At 54.9% G+C, this 19,158-nt stretch carries 19 protein-coding genes; 10 read left to right on the top strand and 9 right to left on the bottom strand.

Annotated elements, in window-relative coordinates:
* Positions 1–8 precede the first annotated feature (8 nt).
* Positions 9–287, bottom strand: a complete 279-nt coding sequence (locus KJI95_RS13740; RefSeq protein ID WP_214507921.1) for a YcgL domain-containing protein — start codon at positions 285–287, stop codon at positions 9–11.
* 122 nt (positions 288–409) lie between these two features.
* On the opposite strand from KJI95_RS13740, the gene minC reads away from it, so the two are divergent.
* The 3 genes from minC to minE are packed head-to-tail and all read left to right on the top strand — an operon-like array spanning position 410 to position 2,196.
* Complete coding sequence (gene minC / locus KJI95_RS13745) at positions 410–1,093, top strand: septum site-determining protein MinC (RefSeq protein ID WP_214507772.1); 684 nt, start codon at positions 410–412, stop codon at positions 1,091–1,093.
* Positions 1,094–1,123: 30 nt separating this feature from the next.
* Entirely contained in the window at positions 1,124–1,933 is an 810-nt protein-coding gene (minD, locus tag KJI95_RS13750; protein ID WP_214507773.1) for a septum site-determining protein MinD, read from the top strand.
* A gap of 2 nt (positions 1,934–1,935) precedes the next feature.
* The gene (gene minE / locus KJI95_RS13755; protein WP_214507774.1) at positions 1,936–2,196 is read left to right on the top strand and encodes a cell division topological specificity factor MinE; all 261 of its coding nucleotides are present in this window, start codon (positions 1,936–1,938) and stop codon (positions 2,194–2,196) included.
* A 97-nt stretch (positions 2,197–2,293) separates the two neighbouring features.
* Here minE and rnd read toward each other — a convergent pair whose 3' ends face one another.
* The 8 genes from rnd to yoaA form a co-directional block, all read right to left on the bottom strand.
* Positions 2,294–3,406 (bottom strand): ribonuclease D, encoded by a 1,113-nt coding sequence (gene rnd / locus KJI95_RS13760; protein WP_214507775.1) that lies wholly within the window; start codon positions 3,404–3,406, stop codon positions 2,294–2,296.
* Between the two features lie 61 nt (positions 3,407–3,467).
* The gene (gene fadD / locus KJI95_RS13765; RefSeq protein WP_214507776.1) at positions 3,468–5,144 is read right to left on the bottom strand and encodes a long-chain-fatty-acid--CoA ligase FadD; all 1,677 of its coding nucleotides are present in this window, start codon (positions 5,142–5,144) and stop codon (positions 3,468–3,470) included.
* Between the two features lie 160 nt (positions 5,145–5,304).
* Entirely contained in the window at positions 5,305–6,180 is an 876-nt protein-coding gene (locus tag KJI95_RS13770) for an alpha/beta fold hydrolase (RefSeq protein ID WP_214507777.1), read from the bottom strand.
* A gap of 311 nt (positions 6,181–6,491) precedes the next feature.
* Positions 6,492–7,304, bottom strand: coding sequence for a class I SAM-dependent methyltransferase (locus tag KJI95_RS13775; protein ID WP_214507778.1), 813 nt, complete (start codon positions 7,302–7,304; stop codon positions 6,492–6,494).
* A 218-nt stretch (positions 7,305–7,522) separates the two neighbouring features.
* Positions 7,523–8,143, bottom strand: coding sequence for a M50 family metallopeptidase (locus KJI95_RS13780; protein WP_432653806.1), 621 nt, complete (start codon positions 8,141–8,143; stop codon positions 7,523–7,525).
* Between the two features lie 181 nt (positions 8,144–8,324).
* The gene (locus tag KJI95_RS13785) at positions 8,325–8,813 is read right to left on the bottom strand and encodes a hypothetical protein (RefSeq protein ID WP_214507780.1); all 489 of its coding nucleotides are present in this window, start codon (positions 8,811–8,813) and stop codon (positions 8,325–8,327) included.
* Positions 8,814–8,872: 59 nt separating this feature from the next.
* The gene (tsaB, locus tag KJI95_RS13790; RefSeq protein ID WP_214507781.1) at positions 8,873–9,637 is read right to left on the bottom strand and encodes a tRNA (adenosine(37)-N6)-threonylcarbamoyltransferase complex dimerization subunit type 1 TsaB; all 765 of its coding nucleotides are present in this window, start codon (positions 9,635–9,637) and stop codon (positions 8,873–8,875) included.
* A 155-nt stretch (positions 9,638–9,792) separates the two neighbouring features.
* Positions 9,793–11,748, bottom strand: a complete 1,956-nt coding sequence (gene yoaA, locus KJI95_RS13795; protein WP_214507782.1) for a DNA repair helicase YoaA — start codon at positions 11,746–11,748, stop codon at positions 9,793–9,795.
* 767 nt (positions 11,749–12,515) lie between these two features.
* Here yoaA and hisG point away from each other — a divergent pair.
* From hisG to hisF, 7 genes are read left to right on the top strand one after another with little or no spacing between them, the layout of a single operon-like run.
* Positions 12,516–13,409, top strand: coding sequence for an ATP phosphoribosyltransferase (gene hisG / locus KJI95_RS13800; RefSeq protein ID WP_214507783.1), 894 nt, complete (start codon positions 12,516–12,518; stop codon positions 13,407–13,409).
* A 3-nt stretch (positions 13,410–13,412) separates the two neighbouring features.
* Entirely contained in the window at positions 13,413–14,753 is a 1,341-nt protein-coding gene (hisD, locus tag KJI95_RS13805) for a histidinol dehydrogenase (protein ID WP_214507784.1), read from the top strand.
* On the top strand, positions 14,750–15,895 hold the full coding sequence (hisC, locus tag KJI95_RS13810) for a histidinol-phosphate transaminase (protein ID WP_214507785.1): 1,146 nt from the start codon (positions 14,750–14,752) through the stop codon (positions 15,893–15,895). Before hisD ends, hisC begins: the two co-directional genes overlap by 4 nt.
* A 20-nt stretch (positions 15,896–15,915) precedes the next feature.
* Positions 15,916–16,983 carry a bifunctional histidinol-phosphatase/imidazoleglycerol-phosphate dehydratase HisB gene (hisB, locus tag KJI95_RS13815; protein WP_214507786.1) on the top strand — a complete coding sequence of 356 codons (1,068 nt, stop codon included), beginning with the start codon at positions 15,916–15,918 and terminating at the stop codon, positions 16,981–16,983.
* Entirely contained in the window at positions 16,983–17,660 is a 678-nt protein-coding gene (hisH, locus tag KJI95_RS13820; RefSeq protein ID WP_214507787.1) for an imidazole glycerol phosphate synthase subunit HisH, read from the top strand. The genes hisB and hisH overlap by 1 nt, the downstream gene beginning before the upstream one ends.
* Complete coding sequence (gene hisA / locus KJI95_RS13825) at positions 17,657–18,394, top strand: 1-(5-phosphoribosyl)-5-[(5-phosphoribosylamino)methylideneamino]imidazole-4-carboxamide isomerase (protein WP_214507788.1); 738 nt, start codon at positions 17,657–17,659, stop codon at positions 18,392–18,394. The genes hisH and hisA overlap by 4 nt, the downstream gene beginning before the upstream one ends.
* Positions 18,376–19,155, top strand: coding sequence for an imidazole glycerol phosphate synthase subunit HisF (hisF, locus tag KJI95_RS13830; RefSeq protein ID WP_214507789.1), 780 nt, complete (start codon positions 18,376–18,378; stop codon positions 19,153–19,155). Before hisA ends, hisF begins: the two co-directional genes overlap by 19 nt.
* Positions 19,156–19,158 lie beyond the last annotated feature (3 nt).

Below are 19,158 nucleotides of genomic sequence, written 5' to 3' on the forward strand. Positions count from 1 at the left end.
TTCATCCGTTATTCAGTAATACCCAGCGATTTTTTATGTTCGTTGAGTAAATTTTCCTTGGGTGGGGGTAACTGCAGGTAATACCCTTTTTCATCCATCTCGGCGCGCACCCTGGAAATATCGGCCAAGGCCAATTTGTCTTTCTTTTCCAAGGGTAGCAACATAACCAGCTTAGGCGTACCAAACATTTGCATCAAGGGCTCGGGCACCTTGCTGAAATCATCCCGTTTTGGCAGATACAGATAGGTTTCTTCTTTACGACTGCTCTTGTAAACCGCACAGATCATACGCGTGTCAACTTCCGAAAATATCAAACTTGCCAGTAAATGGGGCACACTATAACATGGGTGCTTTAGAAAATAATGTAGATCAGCACGAGACTGATTAATTTCTGGAGTATTACACGGGGATGCCAAAAGCGAGCCTTGAATTAAAAGGATCTTCATTCACGCTTTCTGTTTTGCACATCAATACGTCCAACCTGGACAGCATTGCAAAAGAACTCGATTTGAAGCTGGCACAGGCACCGCAATTTTTTATCGGTGCGCCACTGGTGCTTAATCTTTCCGCACTTGGTGATGGGCCACTGGACCTGTCAGCGCTGCAATCTTTGCTGGTGAGCCGGCAACTAGTGATTGTGGGTGTGACAGCCACCTCGGCAACCTTGTCGGAGCAGGCAAAAGCCATCGGCCTAGCCACAGTAAAGGCCGGTAAAAGTGCGCCAACGCCTGCGCCTCCCCAAGCAGAACCTACCCCCAAGACCACCCGCATCCTGCGCCAGAACGTGCGTTCAGGGCAGCAAATCTACGTCAAAAATGGCGATCTGATTATCATAGGTGCGGTGGGCAATGGCGCTGAAGTCATTGCCGATGGCAGCATTCATATTTACGGCGCCCTGCGGGGTAAAGCCATGGCCGGTGCCAATGGCGACAACGAGGCGGTGATCATTTCCACCTGCCTTGAGCCGGAACTGATTTCTATCGCCGGCCATTACTGGCTGACCGAGAATTTACAAAAACATGGTGTGGCTGCCAAAAGCGGCTGCGTCCGCCTTGAAGGCGATTCATTAACAGTAGAATCACTGCCGATCTGATGGGGCAGAATAAAAAGGATTGAAGCAAACATGGCACAAATTATTGTTGTCACTTCCGGTAAAGGCGGCGTAGGCAAAACCACTTCAAGTGCCGCAATTGCAACGGGGCTGGCCATTCGCGGCCACAAAACCGTGGTAATTGACTTTGATATCGGCCTTCGGAATCTTGACCTTATCATGGGCTGCGAGCGCCGTGTGGTTTACGATTTTGTAAACGTTATCAATGGTGAATCCAATCTCAATCAGGCGCTCATCAAAGACAAGCGCAGCGAAAACCTCTATGTACTGCCAGCGTCGCAAACCCGCGACAAAGACGCCCTCACCCGTGAAGGCGTGGGCAAGGTGCTGGATGAGCTGTCAAAAGACTTCGAATACATCGTCTGCGACTCACCTGCCGGTATCGAAACCGGTGCCCTGATGGCACTCTACTTTGCCGACGTGGCCATTGTGACCACCAACCCGGAAGTGAGCTCGGTTCGCGACTCTGACCGCATTCTTGGCATACTGCAAAGCAAGTCACGCCGCGCCGAGCAAAACCTTGAGCCGATTAAAGAATACCTGCTGCTGACCCGTTACTCCCCTACCCGGGTGAAAAACGGCGAAATGCTGAGCGTCGCTGACGTAGAAGAAATTCTGGCCATCAAACTGCTGGGCGTGATCCCTGAATCTCAAGCGGTACTGCGCGCATCCAACTCTGGCGTTCCTGTGATCATGGATCAGGAAAGCGATGCCGGTCAGGCATACGGCGACACGGTCTCCCGCCTGCTGGGAGAGGAAATTCCCCTTCGCTTCGTTACCGAAGAGAAGAAGGGCCTGTTAAAAAGGATCTTTGGTAGCTGATTATGTCCATACTTGATTACTTCAGAAGCAGCAAAAAAGCCAACACGGCCACGGTAGCGAAAGAGCGACTGCAGATCATCGTCGCTCACCAACGGGGAGAGCGCGGTGCGCCGGATTATTTCCCGCTCATGAAGCAGGAAATCATCGCGGTTATCCGCAAGTATGTGCATATCTCCGAAGAGCAGGTTTCGGTGCAGCTTGAGCAAAACGACGACAACCTGTCGGTGCTTGAACTTAACGTGACCCTGCCCGAGCGCAACTGACGCGCCCACAAAAAAAGCCACCTTCGGGTGGCTTTTTACTTCTTCACGGTTTCTGAAAACGCCAGACTTGGCGAATTTGAAAAACTGTAAGCTAACCTTATTCAAGCTCGAGCACGGCGAGGCGCTCTGCCGCCAGCGCGCCGCGCCAGCCCTGCATCAGGAGTGGCAGCTCGCCGCTGTTACCCTGCCAGCGATATTCCAAGAATTCGTGAATATGGCGCTTGGAGCAAAAGAGCTCAGCCGGAATAGCCAGGTTATCGCAAATCTCAGTCAGCTCAGTTTTCACCGCCTTAAATGCCTGCTTGTAACCGCTTCTCAGGGCAATCACATCCAGCGGCTCAGGCAGATTTTGCAAATCGGCCTTTTGCAGCACCTTGAGAATGTCTTTGCCGTGAATGCGCTTTTCATGCTCAGACAGTTCGGTGATTTTCAGTAGATCACTCATGGACTTGGGCGGCTTCTTCGCAAGCGCAATAAGCGCATGATCTTTGATGACAAAACCAAGGGCCAGATCCCGGTCGAGTGCCCGCTCAAGACGCCATGCCGCCAGCACTTTAAGATAGGCAAGCTGCTTTTGGGTCAGCTGAAACGCGTTTTTCACTTTAAGATACGCCGTGTCAGCACAGGGGCTGTCAAGCCGGCCTTCAGTCAGGCGTACGCCCTCTTCCAGTACCCAGGCCATACGGCCCTGATTGGTCAGTTTTTCAACCAATTGCGGATACAAACGGTAGAGGTAAAACACATCATTGGCGGCGTATTGCAGCTGCGCATCGGTGAGCGGCCGCTTTATCCAGTCGGTGCGCGACTCGCCCTTATCGAGCTGCTCGCCAAGGCACTCTTCCACCAGTTTGGCGTATCCCAAACCATGGCCCATGCCGGCAAGGGCTGCGGCTATCTGGCTGTCAAACAGCGGCGCAGGCTGCACCTTGCCATAGCGGGCAAATACTTCCAGATCTTCCGAGCAGGAATGCACCAGCTTTAAAATCGCCGGATTGGTCAGCAAGGCCCAAAAGGGAGATAAGTCATTAATTTCAAGCGGGTCAATCAGGGCCAGCGTCTTGCCGTCGTAGGCCTGGATGAGGCCAAGCCGTGCGTAATAAGTGCGGGTACGGACAAACTCGGTGTCCAGCACCAGCATGGCACTTTGTTGGTACTGCGCCACCAGCGCCTGCAGCGCTGCATCATCCTTTACGTATTGAAACTCCAACAAACCTGCTCCCCCAGATACAATCCCATGGCATTAAAAAACCGGCTTACGCCGGTTTTTTGTATCACGCCTTGTTGAGCTCTTCGTTTCTAAGCTCACGGCGCAATATTTTACCCACGTTGGTTTTCGGTAATTCATCTCTGAATTCTACCAGCTTGGGAACCTTATAGCCCGTTAAATGCTGCTTGCAATGCTTGATCACGTCTTCTTCGGTCAAAGTTTTATCTTTGGCGACGACAAAGACTTTCACCAGTTCACCGCTGGCGTCATTGGGCACACCGATGGCCGCCACTTCGAGCACCTTGGCATGCATGGCGACCACGTCTTCCACTTCGTTGGGGAATACGTTGAAGCCGGACACCAGGATCATGTCCTTTTTGCGATCAACCAGATAGAAGAAGCCCTGCTCGTCCATATAACCGACGTCACCGGTGGCAAGCCAGCCCTCGGCGTCAATGACCTTGGCGGTCTCTTCCGGACGCTGCCAATAGCCTTTCATCACCTGCGGGCCGCGGGCATAGAGCTCGCCGGTTTCGCCCTGGGGCAACACGCTGCCATCGTCGGCGCGCACCTGAATGTCAGTTGAAGGCGCCGGGAACCCGATAGATCCGTTGTAGCCATTCAGGTTATAGGGGCAGCAGGTCACCAGCGGTGACGCTTCGGTCAGGCCATAACCCTCAAGCAAACGGGTTTTGGTGATAGATTGCCATTTGTCGGCTACAGCGCGCTGCACCGCCATACCGCCGCCAATGGAGAGTTTAAGCCGTGAAAAATCAAGCTGAGAAAACTCGGCGTTATTCACCAGCGCGTTAAACAGGGTGTTTACCCCGGTCAGCGCGGTAAAGGGGTATTTGCGCAAATCGGCCACAAATGCCGGAATATCACGGGGATTGGTGATAAGCAGGTTGTTGGCGCCTTTGTGCAAAAACAGCAGGCAGTTCACCGTGAGCGCAAAAATGTGATACAGCGGCAAGGCGGTAACCACAAACTCTTTGCCATCGGCAAGCGCCGGTGCATAGGCACCATTGGCCTGCAGCACGTTGGCGGTGACGTTGCCGTGGGTCAGCATAGCGCCCTTGGACACACCTGTGGTGCCGCCGGTGTATTGCAAAAACGCCAGATCGTCCGAGGTTAGCTCAGGCTTGACATACTGCAGACGGCGGCCCTTTTGCAGCGCACTTCTGAACGAAATCGCGTGGGGCAAATTGTATTTTGGCACCAGCTTTTTTATGTACTTCACCACGAAGTTCACCAGCGTGCGCTTGGGCGCGCTCAGTAAGTCGCCAAGGCCGGTGATAATCACGCTTTCTACCGGCGTATCATCCACCACTTCTTCGAGGGTGCGGGCAAAGTTGGATACCACGACGATAGTCTTGGCACCCGAGTCAATCAGTTGGTGCTTGAGCTCACGGGGGGTATAGAGGGGGTTAACGTTGACGACCACCAGGCCCGCACGCAGCACACCAAAGAGTGCAATCGGGTACTGCAACAGGTTTGGCATCATCAGCGCGACCCGATCGCCCTTTTTCAGGCCAAGATCGTTTTGCAGATAAGCGGCAAAGGCGCGGCTGCGCTCTTCAAGCTTACGGTAGGTCAGCACTGCGCCCATGTTAATGAAGGCGCTTTGATCAGCATAATTTCTGACCGCATCTTCAAACATGGCAACCAGGCTTGAGTAGCGACCCGCGTCAATCTCGGCGGGTACATCGTGTGGCAAATGATTAATCCAAGGCTTGTCCACAAAAAGTCTCCTGAAACCCCGGGTATCTCTGACCGTAATGTCAATTTTCGGTCATCATACCTTTGTTTTAGCTTGTTATTATTTAGTCCCGCTGAAAATCATACAGGCGTTTAATTTTTGACAATCATCACACAAATATTGGCAAAAGCCCAGCGCCATTTTACGGCGTGGCAACACGCGCCAAAAATGCCCTAATAGCAGCGGCGGCGTCGCTGGCGTGGGTCATGTGCAGGTGATGACAACCGCGCATCGATACCACCTCAAGCTGCCCAAAGAGCGCTTTGGCAGGCTCCGCCGCCTGTTTGAGTTTGTCAAAGCCAGCGTCACCAATCAGCAGCAAACTTGGCAGCGCCAAATCGCGCACAAAGGCTTCGCCATGGCTTGGCGTAAGGCGAAGCGGTGAATCAAGTTTTAGTCTCGGGTCGGTGCGGGCAGTAACCCCGCCTTCAACCTCGATAAAGTTGCGCGCAATAATCTGCATTGCCGCGCCTTTTTCAAGCCCGGTCAAACGATGTCGGGCTTCTACGACTGTGTCAAAGTCGCGGTAAATTTTAGGCTCAGTTGCGGCAAGGGCCAGATGATCGGCAAAACTTTTTACCAGCCGCTCCTTTGCCCGCCCCGGCCGCTCCGTAAGCGGGCCAAGCGCTTCTATCAGCACCAGCGCATCACAGGCATCCGGATGCGACGCAAGATAGGACGATGCCACTATGCCACCAAGTGAGTGCGCAACTATTGCAAACGGCTTATCGCCCCTCGCGATAAGTGTGGTGACCACCCCATGCAAATCATACAGATAATCAATCCAGTGCAGCGGATAACTGCCGTCTCTGCGGTCAGACAGGCCATGCCCCGGCCAGTCGATGGCAAGCAGCCGATAGTCATCAAGCGCATCCGAAAGCGGCGCAAAACTGTTGGCATTATCGAGCCAGCCATGCAGCGCCAGCAGCAAGGGTTTATCGTCTTGGCCGCTTATCCAGCCGCCAAGGCGAATATGGGGCAACTGCAGCGTGATCTCCCGGCGCACAGCTTGCGTCATTGCGTCTGTCCTTTTATTGAAGTTCCTTGCATTGAAGGTCCCTTACTAACGAGGTACTGGGACGAGTTACAAGGTTAGGCCAATTGGGCTTATTCCCTGTTTAAACGAAGCAAAAACCCGGAACGCGAGCAAGAAAAAGCCTGGCAAAGGAAAACCGTTGGCGAGTTAACACCTTATTGAGGGAACGCCAAGGCCCGAAACATTCTCTCACCCACAGTACAACGTCCAAAAAACCAAATGCCGGCACAGCAGCCGGCATTATCCCACGCATTCGCTGACTTTTCCTGAAAAAAGTCAGCGACTTTGTATCATCACTGCTTGGTTGCTGGTTTTACAAACTTCAGCGTCATACGGTCACTCTCACCGATGGCAAGATACTTGTCTTTGTCGGTATCGCCAAGGCGCAGTGACGGCGGCAAGGTCCATACGCCTTCGGCATAGTCCTTGGTGTCCTTGGGGTTGGCGTTAATTTCGCTTTTCTTCTCAAGCTTGAAGCCAGCCGCTTCAGCAAGCTTGATAACGGCACCCTCTTCCATATAGCCAAGCTTCATGTCCATGCCGGGGTTGGCGCGGTGCTCCACCACCCCAAGCACGCCGCCGGGCTTAAGGACATCGAAGGCGGCACTGAACATGGCCTCGGCCTGATTGTTCCAGGCCCAGTTGTGTATGTTGCGAAAGGTCAGCACCACATCGGCGGTGCCAGTTTCACCCAGTTTGGTCTTGGCGGGCGGATCGAAGGTCACAATGGTTGCCTTGCCCACTTTGGCGGCGTTGACACTGAGCCAATCTTCAAAGGCCTTACCAAGCTTGGCACGGTATTGATTGCCCTTGGTGTCTTCTTTCGGGCTGGTTTCAAAATTGGCTGCCACGTATTGGCCATTTCTTGCAAGGTACGGCGCCAGAATTTCCGCATACCAACCACTGCCGGGCCACAGCTCAATAACAGTCATTGAATCTTTCACGCCAAAAAACGCAAGGGTTTCAGCCGGATGGCGATATTTATCCCTTTCATGACTCACGGGCTGGCGCAGGTCATTGCTAAGCGCCTCCTGCAGCGTCATTGCAGAGGCAACGCCGGTGGTGCCAAGAAATGCCACAACGGCGGCGGCAATCAGCTTTTTCATCCTGTTCTCCTTGTTATTGATGGCAATACAGATTTAAGCAAAAGGCTTAAGTGCCAACGAAGCTAGCAAGCCCAGGGGCAAATGCCAAGCCGGGATCATATTTTGTTGCAATTACACCTAAGGCTAAGGGCAAAGTTAAGGCGAGAAGTTAAGAACAAGTGCGAAGTAAAGAATAAGTAAGAAGTTAAGGCCAGTGCGAGGTTAAGGCCAGCGCGAAGTTAAGAATAAGTGCGAAGCGATATGCGCCAGCAGCACCACAGGCAGGCCGATGCTATGGCGAGCCAAAGCCCAATCCACACAAAGGCCGGCACCCAGATTAAGCCGGACAGAAGCTCCGCATCCCCTTGTCCATCGAGGCCCCAGAGGTAGGTAGGGCTTTTGATGGCATTTAACAGCACTATCATGGCCATAAAACGCAGCAGCGCTGTCAGCCAGGGCGCAGCGGCAAGTTTCAGCGGCAGAAAGAAAAGCCCGCCAAGCACCAGAAGAATGGCAATGGTGAGCATGTCTCTGGCAAAAAACAGCAGCGCCAGCATCACCAGTACGCCAAGCAAGGCAAAAGACAGCCTGATCCCCTTTGCCGATGAGGCCATCATGTACAGCAAAAGCCCCCAAAGCGCCGCGCCGCTGTAACCGGCAAATCCAATCAATACCGGACTGCCGCCTGCGGAATAACACAGGCCGGCGCCATTTGGAAAAAGCGCAATATGGCTGACCACGCCGCCACTGATGAGGGTGGCAAGCGCATGGGAAAGTTCATGAAAAAAGCTCTCAAGCCATTTGAACGGCACGCCAAGATACGGAATATAAGTGACGACGGCCGCAAGCACGAACGAGATTAAAAACGCCGCGGGGCCATTCGCTGGGCCCTTAGCTGAGCCACTAGCTAAGGCATTAGTTGAGCCATGAGCAGAACCATTAACTGAACCACGACGTGCTAAAAACGATTGATGGGCTGGGCCTTGGCCATCGTTTGCCCCATGGGTTTTAGCAGTATGCTGCAGGTCGCGATGTGGCCGCTCAGGCATAGAGATCCACACCCACCATGGCGCGGATTTCGTCCCGCCGCTGGGCATGTTGATTTAAAAGATATTCACTGATGGCGGCACGGCTTTGCGTTGGCTTATCGTAATCAACGCTATTTTTCTCACCTTGCTGCTTTGAAAGATATTCACTGAAAAGTGATGATGCCGAGACGCCGCGGGCGCTTGGCAGTTTTGCTGCAAGCTCAGTCGAGGAAAGCTGTGGCGAAAGCCCCGAGCTGTACGCCGCAGCACTGATGCCGTTGCTGCTGGCGGATGAGCCAGGGCCAGCCGCGGTAAGGGCTGCCTGCGCCTCTGCACTTGCCGAAGCCTGAGCTACTGAAGCCTGCGCTGCAGACCCGTTGGCTAAAGGTTCATTCGCTGAGGAAAAAATACCGGGCGCTGGAGAAGACGCAGAAAAAGCAGCCGCTGGAGAAAGGTTTCCCCTCGTCTGCCAAATACTCTGCTGCGCCGGATGCAGTTGCACCTTGGTGTCTCCTCAGTCAGCGATGGTTTTTAAACACACATCGCTTAAATCCTATCCGGTCATTCGCGTCCGGGCAATTTTTTCCAGGCAACTGTGTCACGCAGATACACAGGCGCAAGCTCGTCCACCGAGGTGTGCAGCCCCTGCGCTATACCTGCGCGGGCAAGGGTGAGCATAGCGCGGGCCGAAGGAAACTTGACCTTGTCACTTAATCTTAAGCCGCTATGCTCTTGCGCTTGGCCCTGTTCTTTCTGGCCCTGTTCCTTCTGGCCCAGAGCAAGGAGCTCAGGATACGCATCAAAACCGGTCCCGCAGGCAAGGCTTACGCCATCAGAGACTGTCACTGCGCCAGGCGCCATCACGGCCTCAACACCCACCAAGGTCGCAATGCCGTCCTTAAGCTGATATTCACCCACATAAACCTCGGCCATGCGCGCATCAATGGCGCACAGCACCCGTGACTCGCCGCTTTGCTCCATCGCCTCCTGCGCCATCGCCGCCAGAGTCGAAATGCCAATCACTGGCAGCTCGCGGCCAAGGGCAAGTCCCTGGGTCATGCTGGTACAGATACGAATACCGGTAAAGCTGCCGGGGCCACGGCCGTAGGCGATAATATCCACATCGGCAAAGGTCAGACTTGCCTGCGCAAGCAACTCATCCACCATGGGCAGCAGTCTCTGGCTGTGCTCACGGGGCGCATCCAGCATTTGACTGAAGGTCTTGCCATGGGCAAAGAGCGCTGCGGAGCAAGCTTCGGTGCAGGTATCGAGGGCAAGGATCACCGGCTCTGGCGGCAATGACGGGGCAGTTTTTGACTCTGACATGGGACTATGCATTCCACTTACGGGGCAGCTTGGCAAGCCGCCTTCAATCACGAATTGCTGCAAAGTGTACCCGATAACCGATGCCGCTCAAAACCACATCCTCGTTAGCTGCAGCATATTCCACCACGGGCGGCCAATTTCACCTGTAAGCGCCGTCAATCAATGGCTTCCAGAAACTCGCACGCAGCTTCAAGGCTGCGGGTGCGGCGCATCGGCGGCAAGGATTGTAAAAACGCCTGCCCGTAGGGGCGGTTTACCAGTCGGTTATCGCAAATCACCAACACGCCACGGTCGGTTTCATCGCGAATAAGCCGGCCGGCGCCCTGTTTAAGGGCAATCACCGCCTGGGGCAGCGAGATCTGCAAAAATGGATCGCCGCCACGCGCCTGCACAGCGCTGGCCCGGGCACGGTAGAGACTGTCATCGGGCGAGGCAAAGGGCAGTTTATCTATGATGACGCAGGAGAGCAGCTTGCCGCGCACGTCCACCCCTTCCCAAAAACTGCCGGTGCCAAGCAGCACAGCCTCGCCAAGCTGACGAAATTTGGATAACAGCTGCTGCTTGCTGCCCTGCCCCTGTACCAGCAGCGGATAGTGGCAGCGGGAGACCAGCGCGCGGGCAACGGCTTCCATCATTCTGTGACTGGTAAAAAGGATAAAAGTGCGGCCCTTGGCGGCCCTGATAAGCTTAAGGCACACCTCGGTAAGGCGCTGCACCATGGCTTCCTGATTGGTCACGCTGCCAAGACGGCGCGGCACACACAAAAGCGACTGATTGGGATAATCAAAGGGGCTGTCGAGCAGCACTTCGCGGCTGCTCTCAATGCCCAATTCCCGGGTAAAAAAGCCAAGACTGCGCTCAACCTGCAGGGTTGCCGAAGTAAACACCCAGGCGGTATCGGGACCAAACAGCGCGGCGCAGGCTTTGGCGATATCTATGGGTGAAATTCGAAGCAAAAAATGACGCTCGCCCATATCCATGCCATAGGCCGAGCCCGGATCGTCACAGGCAAAAAACCGGCTGAGTTTCTGGCGGGTTTCGGCAAGTTTTACGGCAATATCGTCAAGGGTTTCGTCGCGGCCAAGATGGGCAAATACCAAGGCTTCAAGGGCTGCAAGCTCTCGCATAAGCTCACCGGCCGCCACTGCGGCACTTTTAACCTTTAACAGCTCACGAAAATCGCTGCTGCCGATGCGGCGCACCTCCTGCTGCCAGTTTTCCAAACTTAACCCCACGCGGGCAGGCAAGAGTTTCAGCCCTTCGGTGTCGCCAAGCTCGCCCTTGGCAAGGCGGCTTATGTTATCAAGCAGCTTTTGCAGCGACCTTGTTGAGAGCTGGCTGCCAAAATAGCCAATGGCGATATCGGGCAAAAGATGCGCCTCATCAAATATCACCGCGTCGACATCGGGCAAAAGCTCAGCAAAACCTGTGTCTTTAAGCACCCGATCAGCAAAAAACAAATGGTGATTCACCACGATAAGCCGCGCGTTCATCGCCCGCTGCCGCGCTTTACGGGTAAAGCAGGCTTCATAAAAGGCGCAGCGCTGACCGGTGCAACTGTCCTGACTGCTGGCGACCATGGCAATGGCGGGAGAGTCTTCGGCAACGCCGGTAAGGTTGCCCAAATCACCATCTTCGGTGAGCGACGCAAACTGGTTAAGCTTAAGCAGATCATCCAGCAAGCGCTCATCCCGGCTGAAGGCCGCCTCCATCTGGGATTGCATCAACAGCTGACAGAGATAGTTACTGCGACCTTTAAGAATGCTGACAGGTACATCGAGACGCAGCATCTCCAAAAGGAGTGGCAAGTCTTTGTAAAACAGCTGCTCCTGCAAATTTTTACTGCCGGTGCTCACTATCACCTGCTTACCGCTTAACAGCGCAGGCACCAGATAGGCAAAGGTTTTACCCACACCGGTACCGGCTTCCAGCACCAGTTTTCCCTTGCTGCTTAGGGTGTCAGCCACATGGCCTGCCATTTCCTGCTGCACTGCACGCTGGCGGTAACCGCGCACATAGCGCGATAGCAGTCCGTCTTTGGCAAACACAGTAGCCACCTTGTCGGCGAGCCTGGACACAGCGCGGTTTGATGACACCAAGGACTCCAGCATTAAAAATCAGATAATTAGCGGCGGCTTGGCACAAAACACGCCGCCGATAGCGTGGTTAACCCAAAGTAAAAAAAACAAGGGGCAGATAACCTAACGCAAGCAGCATTATCGCCATCTGGACAAGGTTAACAAGTGCGCCGGCGTCAGCAACTGCCCTGGTAGCAGCTAAGGCACCAGCCCATGCAACAGTTCAGTTCAGGTCAGGTCAGGCAACTGCCCAGACAGCTACCAATACAGCAACCAAGACAATCACACAAACGATTGCCCCCGATTGATAATCGTGATGACAGCGTACAGGCCAGCATGAATATTCATGCAAATGTGAACTTTTTTAATATTGGCCAAAAACCCGCTTGCAAAGCACACTGAAAGCCATTAGTGTAAAAAGCGTCCGGTAAAAAGCCGATGACGATTTGAAACAGATAAACCAGTAAAAATATGCCTGAAGCGCTGATGCTTCAAAAAATTCAACGCAGTGTGGCAAGTTTAATAAGCCTGAGAAAGCACTTGAGATTGTACCTGAGATACGACTCAAAGCGCCGCACCGCAAAAGATAACAGGATTAACGACATGTTCCAGCTTTCGACTGCCAAGCACCACCATCACCATCATAAGCGGTAGCCTTCGGAAGCTCACTGCCGAAGGTCTATTCCTTCTGGCGGTCGGGATCTAAAGTTCGAAGATAACCCCCGGAAGGAATTCCGGGGGTTTTTCTTTGCAGTAAATTTTTGAATTTAATACAACTTTAGATAACAGGATATTTCGCCATGACCGCCAGACTCAGAATTGCCATTCAAAAATCAGGACGCCTGTCCACCGAATCCCAGCAACTGTTAAAGAGCTGCGGCGTTAAATTCAATGTGAACGAGCAACGCCTTATCGCCCACGCCGATAATATGCCCATCGATCTGTTGCGGGTGCGCGATGACGATATCCCAGGTCTGGTGATGGATGGCGTAGTGGATTTGGGCATAGTCGGCGAAAACGTGCTCGAAGAAGAGCAGCTCGAGCGCGAGTGCCTGGGTAAGACCGCCGAGGTGCTCAAGCTGCGTCAGCTCGATTTTGGATCCTGCAGGCTGTCGCTCGCCGTGCCGACTGAATTTATTTACGGCGATGCCAGCTCCCTCGAAGGGCTTCGTATCGCCACGTCTTACCCAAATCTTCTTCGCCGTTTTATGCAAAATAAAGGCATATCCTATCAGGATTGCCAACTTAAGGGCTCGGTGGAAGTTGCGCCGCGCGCAGGTCTTGCCGATGGGATCTGCGATCTGGTGTCCACCGGCGCTACCCTTGAAGCCAACGGCCTGTACGAAACCGAAGTGATTTTCCGCTCCATGGCCTGCGTTATTCAGTCCACTACGGCACAAAGCGATGCCAAACAGGCGCTTATCAACAAAATCATGTCCCGGGTCAATGGCGTTATCCGTGCCCGTGAAAGCAAGTACATTTTGCTGCACGCCCCCACCGAAACGCTGGAGCAGATCGTTGCCCTGCTGCCCGGCGCCGAGAACCCCACTGTGCTGCCGCTTAACGATGAGACCAACCGCGTCGCCATCCACGCGGTCAGCACCGAGGATCTGTTCTGGGACACCATGGAAGAGCTTACCGCCCTCGGCGCCAGCTCGATTCTGGTGATGCCAATCGAAAAGATGATGGGGTAAGCCATGGATACAGTGCTTTGGTCCGCGTTATCCGCCGATGAGCAGCGCGCCGTGCTGAAACGCTCGCCCATGGTTGGCGACGTGAGTCTCGGTGAGACGGTAAAAGATATTCTCGATAAAGTCAGAAGCCGCGGCGATGTGGCGCTGCTGGACTTTTCGGCCCGCTTTGACAAGGTAGAAGTCTCGTCACTGCGTCTTGATGACGCCGAGATCCGCGCCGCCTGCGCCCGGGTGGATGAAAGCCTTAAAGCCGCCATCAGGGATGCCCGCGCCAATATCGCGACGTTTCACTCCGCGCAAAAAATGGCCGATATCAGCCTTGAAACCCTGCCCGGGGTGCGCTGCGAGCTTAAGAGTGAAGCCATCGACAAGGTTGGTTTATATATTCCCGGTGGCAGCGCGCCGCTTATCAGCACTGTGCTGATGCTGGCCGTGCCTGCCGAGCTTGCCGGTTGCAACCAGCGGGTGCTGGTAAGCCCACCGCCCATAGATGATGCGATTGTTTACGCAGCAAGCCTTTGCGGCATCAGTGAGATTTTTCAGGTTGGCGGCGCGCAGGCCATTGCGGCCCTCGCCTACGGCACCGACAGCATTCCGGCGGTCGATAAAATTTTTGGTCCCGGCAACCGCTTTGTAACCGAGGCCAAGGCACAGGTTGCCCGCGACAGCCGTGCTGCCGTCACCATCGACATGCCGGCTGGCCCGTCGGAAGTGCTTATTATTGCCGATGAATTTGCCAACCCTGAGTTTGTCGCCGCCGATCTGCTCTCACAAGCTGAGCACGGCAGCGATTCGCAGGTGATCCTGGTCACAGACTCAAGTGAGCTTGCAGCAGGGGTTAGCGCCGCCCTTTCGCGCCAACTGAGCGCCCTGCCGCGAAAAGAGACCGCCGAAACAGCGCTGTCATCAAGCCGCATCATCATTACCGACAATCTGACCGACGCTGCGGGGGTGTCCAATCGCTACGCCCCGGAGCACCTGATAATCCAAACCCAAGCGCCTAGGGAGCTTCTTAAGTACATTCGCGCCGCAGGCTCAGTGTTTCTTGGCGCTTATACGCCGGAATCCGTGGGCGACTATGCCTCAGGCACCAACCACGTTTTACCGACCTATGGTTACAGCAAGTCGGTCTCAAGCCTGTCGCTTGCCGATTTCAGCCGCCGCTTTACCGTGCAGGAGCTCACCGCCGAAGGATTGTCGCGCCTTGGCAATACCGTGATGCCCCTTGCTGGCGCTGAGTCGCTGGATGCGCACAAAAATGCCGTCAAAATTCGGCTGGATGCATTAAACGCCGCGAATGAACTGAATAGCAGTAAGTCCTTGGATGCAGGAGATAAGCAATGAACCAAGCGCCGTTTGAATTAAACCCAAACTGCCTTGCAGCACGACTTGCGCGCCCAGAGCTGTTAACTCTCGTGCCGTACCAGAGCGCACGGCGCATTGGCGGCAGCGGTGAGATTTGGGTCAATGCCAATGAGTCACCCTTTAACCGCAGCGGCATCGAAGGCGCAAACCGCTACCCTGAATGCCAGCCACCCGGCCTAATTACCGCCTACGCCGCTTACGCCGGTGTCGATGTCAACGAGCTGGTGTGCGGCCGCGGAGCAGATGAAGCAATTGAGCTGCTTATCCGCACCTTTTGTGTGCCGGGCAAAGACAGCATCGGCATATTCAACCCCACCTACGGCATGTATGCCATCAGCGCCGCCACCTTTAATGTGGCAGTGAAAAGCTTGCCTCTGGGTGACGATTTCACCCTGCCGCTCAAAGAGGAATCTGACGGTAATTCCGATGGTAAATCCGATAACAGTGACGATTTAAGTGCCTTCGATGGCTGCAAGTTGGTGTTTGTCTGTAACCCGAATAACCCCACCGGCACTGTGCTGCCCCTTGGTGATATTGCCACTCTCGCCCGCCGCTTCCCGAATGCGCTGCTTGTGGTAGATGAAGCCTATATTGAATTTGCCCGCACCGAGGATGGCAAGCCGCTCGTAAGTGCCACCAGTCTGATGCAGGAATTTTCAAATCTGGTGGTACTTCGCACCCTCTCCAAGGCCTTTGGTCTTGCCGGCGCACGCTGCGGCTTTTTGCTGGCAAACCGCGAGGTGTGTGAACTCGTCATGCGGGTCATTGCCCCCTATCCGGTGCCGGTACCTGTATCACGCCTGGGTGAAGCGGCGTTATCCGAGCAAGGCATAGCGCAGATGCGCGCCGATGTGAACGAGCTTATCGAACAGGGAAAACGGATAATTGCAGCGCTCAATGCGAGCGGTCTGACTACCGCGCCAAGTGGCGGCAACTATGTACTTGCCTTCAGCGATAAGGTCGATGCGCTCGCCAAGGCCCTTGCCAGCGCAGGCATAGTGGCGCGCCGTTACGCCCACCCGCGCCTGGCACAGGCGATACGGATAAGTTTTTCAGATAAGCGCGACACAGATGCCATCATCGCCGCCATTAAAGCTTTTGGCGCCCAAGGCGCAAAATAAATAATAAGGACATCACTTCCATGCCCCAAAAAATTCTTTTTATCGACCGCGACGGCACCCTGATTGAAGAGCCTGCCATCGACAAACAGGTCGACAGTGTCAGTAAGCTCGTGTTCGAGCCTGAGTGTATTCCGGCGTTGCTTAAGCTGATGAAAGCCGGGTTTCGGCTGCTGATGGTCAGCAACCAGGACGGCCTCGGTACGCCATCGTTTCCAAAAGATACCTTCGATGCGCCCCACAACCTGATGATGCAGGTGTTCGAGAGTCAGGGCGTAAAGTTTGATGATGTGCTGATCTGCCCGCATTTTAACGATGAAAACTGCAGTTGCCGTAAACCCAAACTCGGGCTGGTGAAGTCGTATCTGACCGAAGGACGGGTGGACTTTACGGCCTCGGCTGTGATTGGCGATCGCGACACCGACGTTGAGCTTGGCAATGCCATGGGCATTAAAAGCTTTAAATATCAGCGTCAAAGCCTCGGCTGGGCAGCCATTGCCGATGCGCTGTTATCCAAAGGCCGCGTGGCCACTGTGGTGCGCACCACCCGCGAAACTGACATTAAGGTCACGGTGGATTTGGATAAACCGGGCAGCAATCAAATCCACACCGGCATCGGCTTTTTTGACCACATGCTCGACCAAATCGCGACCCACGGCAATTTCAGCCTGTGCCTCAAGGTTGACGGCGACCTTGAAATCGACGATCACCACAGCGTCGAAGACACGGCACTCGCCCTTGGCGATGCCATACGTCAGGCCCTGGGCGATAAACGCGGTATTGGCCGTTTCGGATTTGCCCTGCCGATGGATGAAGCCTCGGGCCAGTGTCTGATGGACATCTCCGGCCGCCCCTTTATCAAGTTTGATGCCAGCTTCAGCCGCGATAAAGTAGGCGAAATGGCCACTGAAATGGTGCCGCACTTCTTCCGCTCCTTCGCCGACGGACTGCGCTGCACCCTGCACATTGGCTGCGAGGGCGATAATGACCACCACAAGGTCGAAGCGCTGTTCAAGGTGCTTGGCCGCACGCTACGGCAGGCCATCGCCATCGAAGGCGACGCACTGCCCTCATCCAAAGGGGTGCTTTAATGGCAGATGAGATACAAACGCCGGCCGATGTGGTCATCATAGACACGGGCTGCGCCAATTTAAGCTCAGTGCGCTTTGCCTTTGAGCGCCTTGGCGCCAGGGTTGAGATTAGCCTTGATGAAGCAACGCTTCGCGCCGCGCCACGGCTGGTCCTGCCCGGCGTCGGCACCGCGGCTGCGGCGATGGCTTCGTTAAAGGCGCGCGGCCTTGATAAGCTGATCCCGACCTTTACCCAGCCAGTGCTTGGGGTGTGCCTTGGCATGCAGCTGCTGATGACAAGCTCGAAAGAGCGCGGCGCTGAAAACACCGATATCCCCTGTCTTGGCATCATCCCAGGTGAAATCCGCGAGTTACGCTCAAACGGCTTACCCTTGCCGCACATGGGCTGGAACCGCCTTAACACGTCAGCCCACCCGCTTTTTAATGGCCTGAGCACCGCCGATTGGGTCTACTTTGTGCACTCGTTTTGTGCGCCCGAATCAAGCTACACCATCGCCAGCTGCGAGTATGGTGAAGCCTTCAGCGCAGCAGTGGCGCGGGGCAACTTTATGGGGGTGCAGTTTCACCCGGAAAAAAGCGCCGCTGCTGGCGCAAAAATCCTTAAAAATTTCCTTGGGTTAACCCTTGCAGATCTGCCAAAGTGCGCGTTGCAACAAGGGAGCGTGGAGCCAGTATGATAATTCCAGCAATCGATCTTATCGACGGTCAGGTAGTGCGCCTGTTTCAGGGCGACTATGGCCAGAAAACGGCGTTTGATCTCGACCCGCTCACCCAGCTCCTGGGTTACGAGGCCGATGGCGCGGCGCTCCTGCATCTGGTTGATTTAAGCGGCGCGAAAGATCCAAGCAAGCGTCAGACGGCCCTTATCGAGCGGATAGCCGCAAATCTTACCACCCCGCTGCAGGTGGGCGGCGGCATCAGAAGCAGCGCGGATGTGGATGCGCTCCTTGGCGCCGGCGTTAAACGTGTGGTGATTGGCTCGCTCGCGGTGAAATCGCCGGAGTTGGTACTTGAACTTTTTGATAAATATGGCGGCGATGCCATTTGCCTTGCGCTGGATGTCAATATCGACGAGCAAGGCAACAAAATGGTGGCAGTACACGGCTGGCAGCAAGGCGGCGGCAAGTCGCTGGAATCTCTGGTGGATACCTTTTTACCCGCCGGTCTTAAACACGCGCTGGTTACCGACATCAGCCGCGATGGCACCCTCGCAGGCGCCAATACCGCCCTTTACACCGAGCTTGCCGCGAGGTTTGACAGCATCCGCTGGCAGGCAAGCGGCGGCGTGGCAAGTCTTGACGATGTAAAAGCGGTTAAGGCATCCGGCGCCAGCGGCATAATCATCGGCAAAGCCCTGCTGACCGGGCTTTTCAGTGCCAGGGAGGCAATCCAATGCTGGCCAAACGCATAGTGCCCTGTCTTGATGTAAAAGACGGTAAAGTCGTGAAAGGCGTACAGTTTCGCAATCACGAAATTGTCGGCGACATAGTGCCGCTCGCGGCGCGCTACGCCGAAGAAGGTGCCGATGAACTGGTGTTTTACGATATCAGCGCCAGCGCCCGCGATGCGGTGGTGGACAAATCCTGGGTTAGCCGGATTGCCGAGCGCATCGATATCCCCTTTTGTGTCGCCGGCGGCATCAAAACGGCGGCGCAGGCGCGGGAAATTCTTGCCTTCGGCGCCGATAAGATTTCAATCAACTCACCGGCATTGACTGATCCCAGTCTTATTCGCCGCCTGCACGACGAATTTGGCCGTCAGTGCGTGGTGGTGGGGATAGACAGTTTTTTTGATGCCCAAAGCGGCGACTACACAGTCAAGCAGTTTACCGGCGATGAGGCGGCAACCCGCAGCACCCGCTGGCACACCCTTGACTGGGTTGAAGAGGTGCAGCGCCAGGGCTGCGGCGAAATCGTGCTCAATGTGATGAATCAGGACGGCGTGCGTCAGGGCTACGACCTTACCCAGCTGTCCAAAGTGCGCGCTGTCTGTGATGTACCGCTGATAGCCTCCGGCGGCGCCGGCACCATGGCGCATTTTGCTGAGGTATTCAGTGAGGCGCGGGTCGATGCTGCCCTCGCAGCCAGTGTGTTTCACAAGGGCATTATCAACATTGGTGAGCTTAAACAGTTTCTCGCATCCCAGGGGATTGCAGTCAGGTTAACGGAGTAAATG

The sequence above is a fragment of the Shewanella jiangmenensis genome (genome assembly GCF_018596335.1).
GTDB classification, from domain to species: domain Bacteria; phylum Pseudomonadota; class Gammaproteobacteria; order Enterobacterales; family Shewanellaceae; genus Shewanella; species Shewanella jiangmenensis.

What these genes read in the sequence shown, in the direction of transcription:
- tsaB (WP_214507781.1), bottom strand. Translation starts at nt 9,637, where the DNA reads ATGTCAGAGTCAAAAACTGCCCCGTCATTGCCGCCAGAGCCGGTGATC.
- KJI95_RS13775 (WP_214507778.1), bottom strand. Translation starts at nt 7,304, where the DNA reads ATGAAAAAGCTGATTGCCGCCGCCGTTGTGGCATTTCTTGGCACCACC.
- hisB (WP_214507786.1), top strand. Translation starts at nt 15,916, where the DNA reads ATGCCCCAAAAAATTCTTTTTATCGACCGCGACGGCACCCTGATTGAA.
- hisD (WP_214507784.1), top strand. Translation starts at nt 13,413, where the DNA reads ATGGATACAGTGCTTTGGTCCGCGTTATCCGCCGATGAGCAGCGCGCC.
- minC (WP_214507772.1), top strand. Translation starts at nt 410, where the DNA reads ATGCCAAAAGCGAGCCTTGAATTAAAAGGATCTTCATTCACGCTTTCT.
- KJI95_RS13740 (WP_214507921.1), bottom strand. Translation starts at nt 287, where the DNA reads ATGATCTGTGCGGTTTACAAGAGCAGTCGTAAAGAAGAAACCTATCTG.
- hisC (WP_214507785.1), top strand. Translation starts at nt 14,750, where the DNA reads ATGAACCAAGCGCCGTTTGAATTAAACCCAAACTGCCTTGCAGCACGA.
- hisH (WP_214507787.1), top strand. Translation starts at nt 16,983, where the DNA reads ATGGCAGATGAGATACAAACGCCGGCCGATGTGGTCATCATAGACACG.
- hisF (WP_214507789.1), top strand. Translation starts at nt 18,376, where the DNA reads ATGCTGGCCAAACGCATAGTGCCCTGTCTTGATGTAAAAGACGGTAAA.
- yoaA (WP_214507782.1), bottom strand. Translation starts at nt 11,748, where the DNA reads ATGCTGGAGTCCTTGGTGTCATCAAACCGCGCTGTGTCCAGGCTCGCC.
- hisG (WP_214507783.1), top strand. Translation starts at nt 12,516, where the DNA reads ATGACCGCCAGACTCAGAATTGCCATTCAAAAATCAGGACGCCTGTCC.
- minE (WP_214507774.1), top strand. Translation starts at nt 1,936, where the DNA reads ATGTCCATACTTGATTACTTCAGAAGCAGCAAAAAAGCCAACACGGCC.
- KJI95_RS13770 (WP_214507777.1), bottom strand. Translation starts at nt 6,180, where the DNA reads ATGACGCAAGCTGTGCGCCGGGAGATCACGCTGCAGTTGCCCCATATT.
- minD (WP_214507773.1), top strand. Translation starts at nt 1,124, where the DNA reads ATGGCACAAATTATTGTTGTCACTTCCGGTAAAGGCGGCGTAGGCAAA.
- hisA (WP_214507788.1), top strand. Translation starts at nt 17,657, where the DNA reads ATGATAATTCCAGCAATCGATCTTATCGACGGTCAGGTAGTGCGCCTG.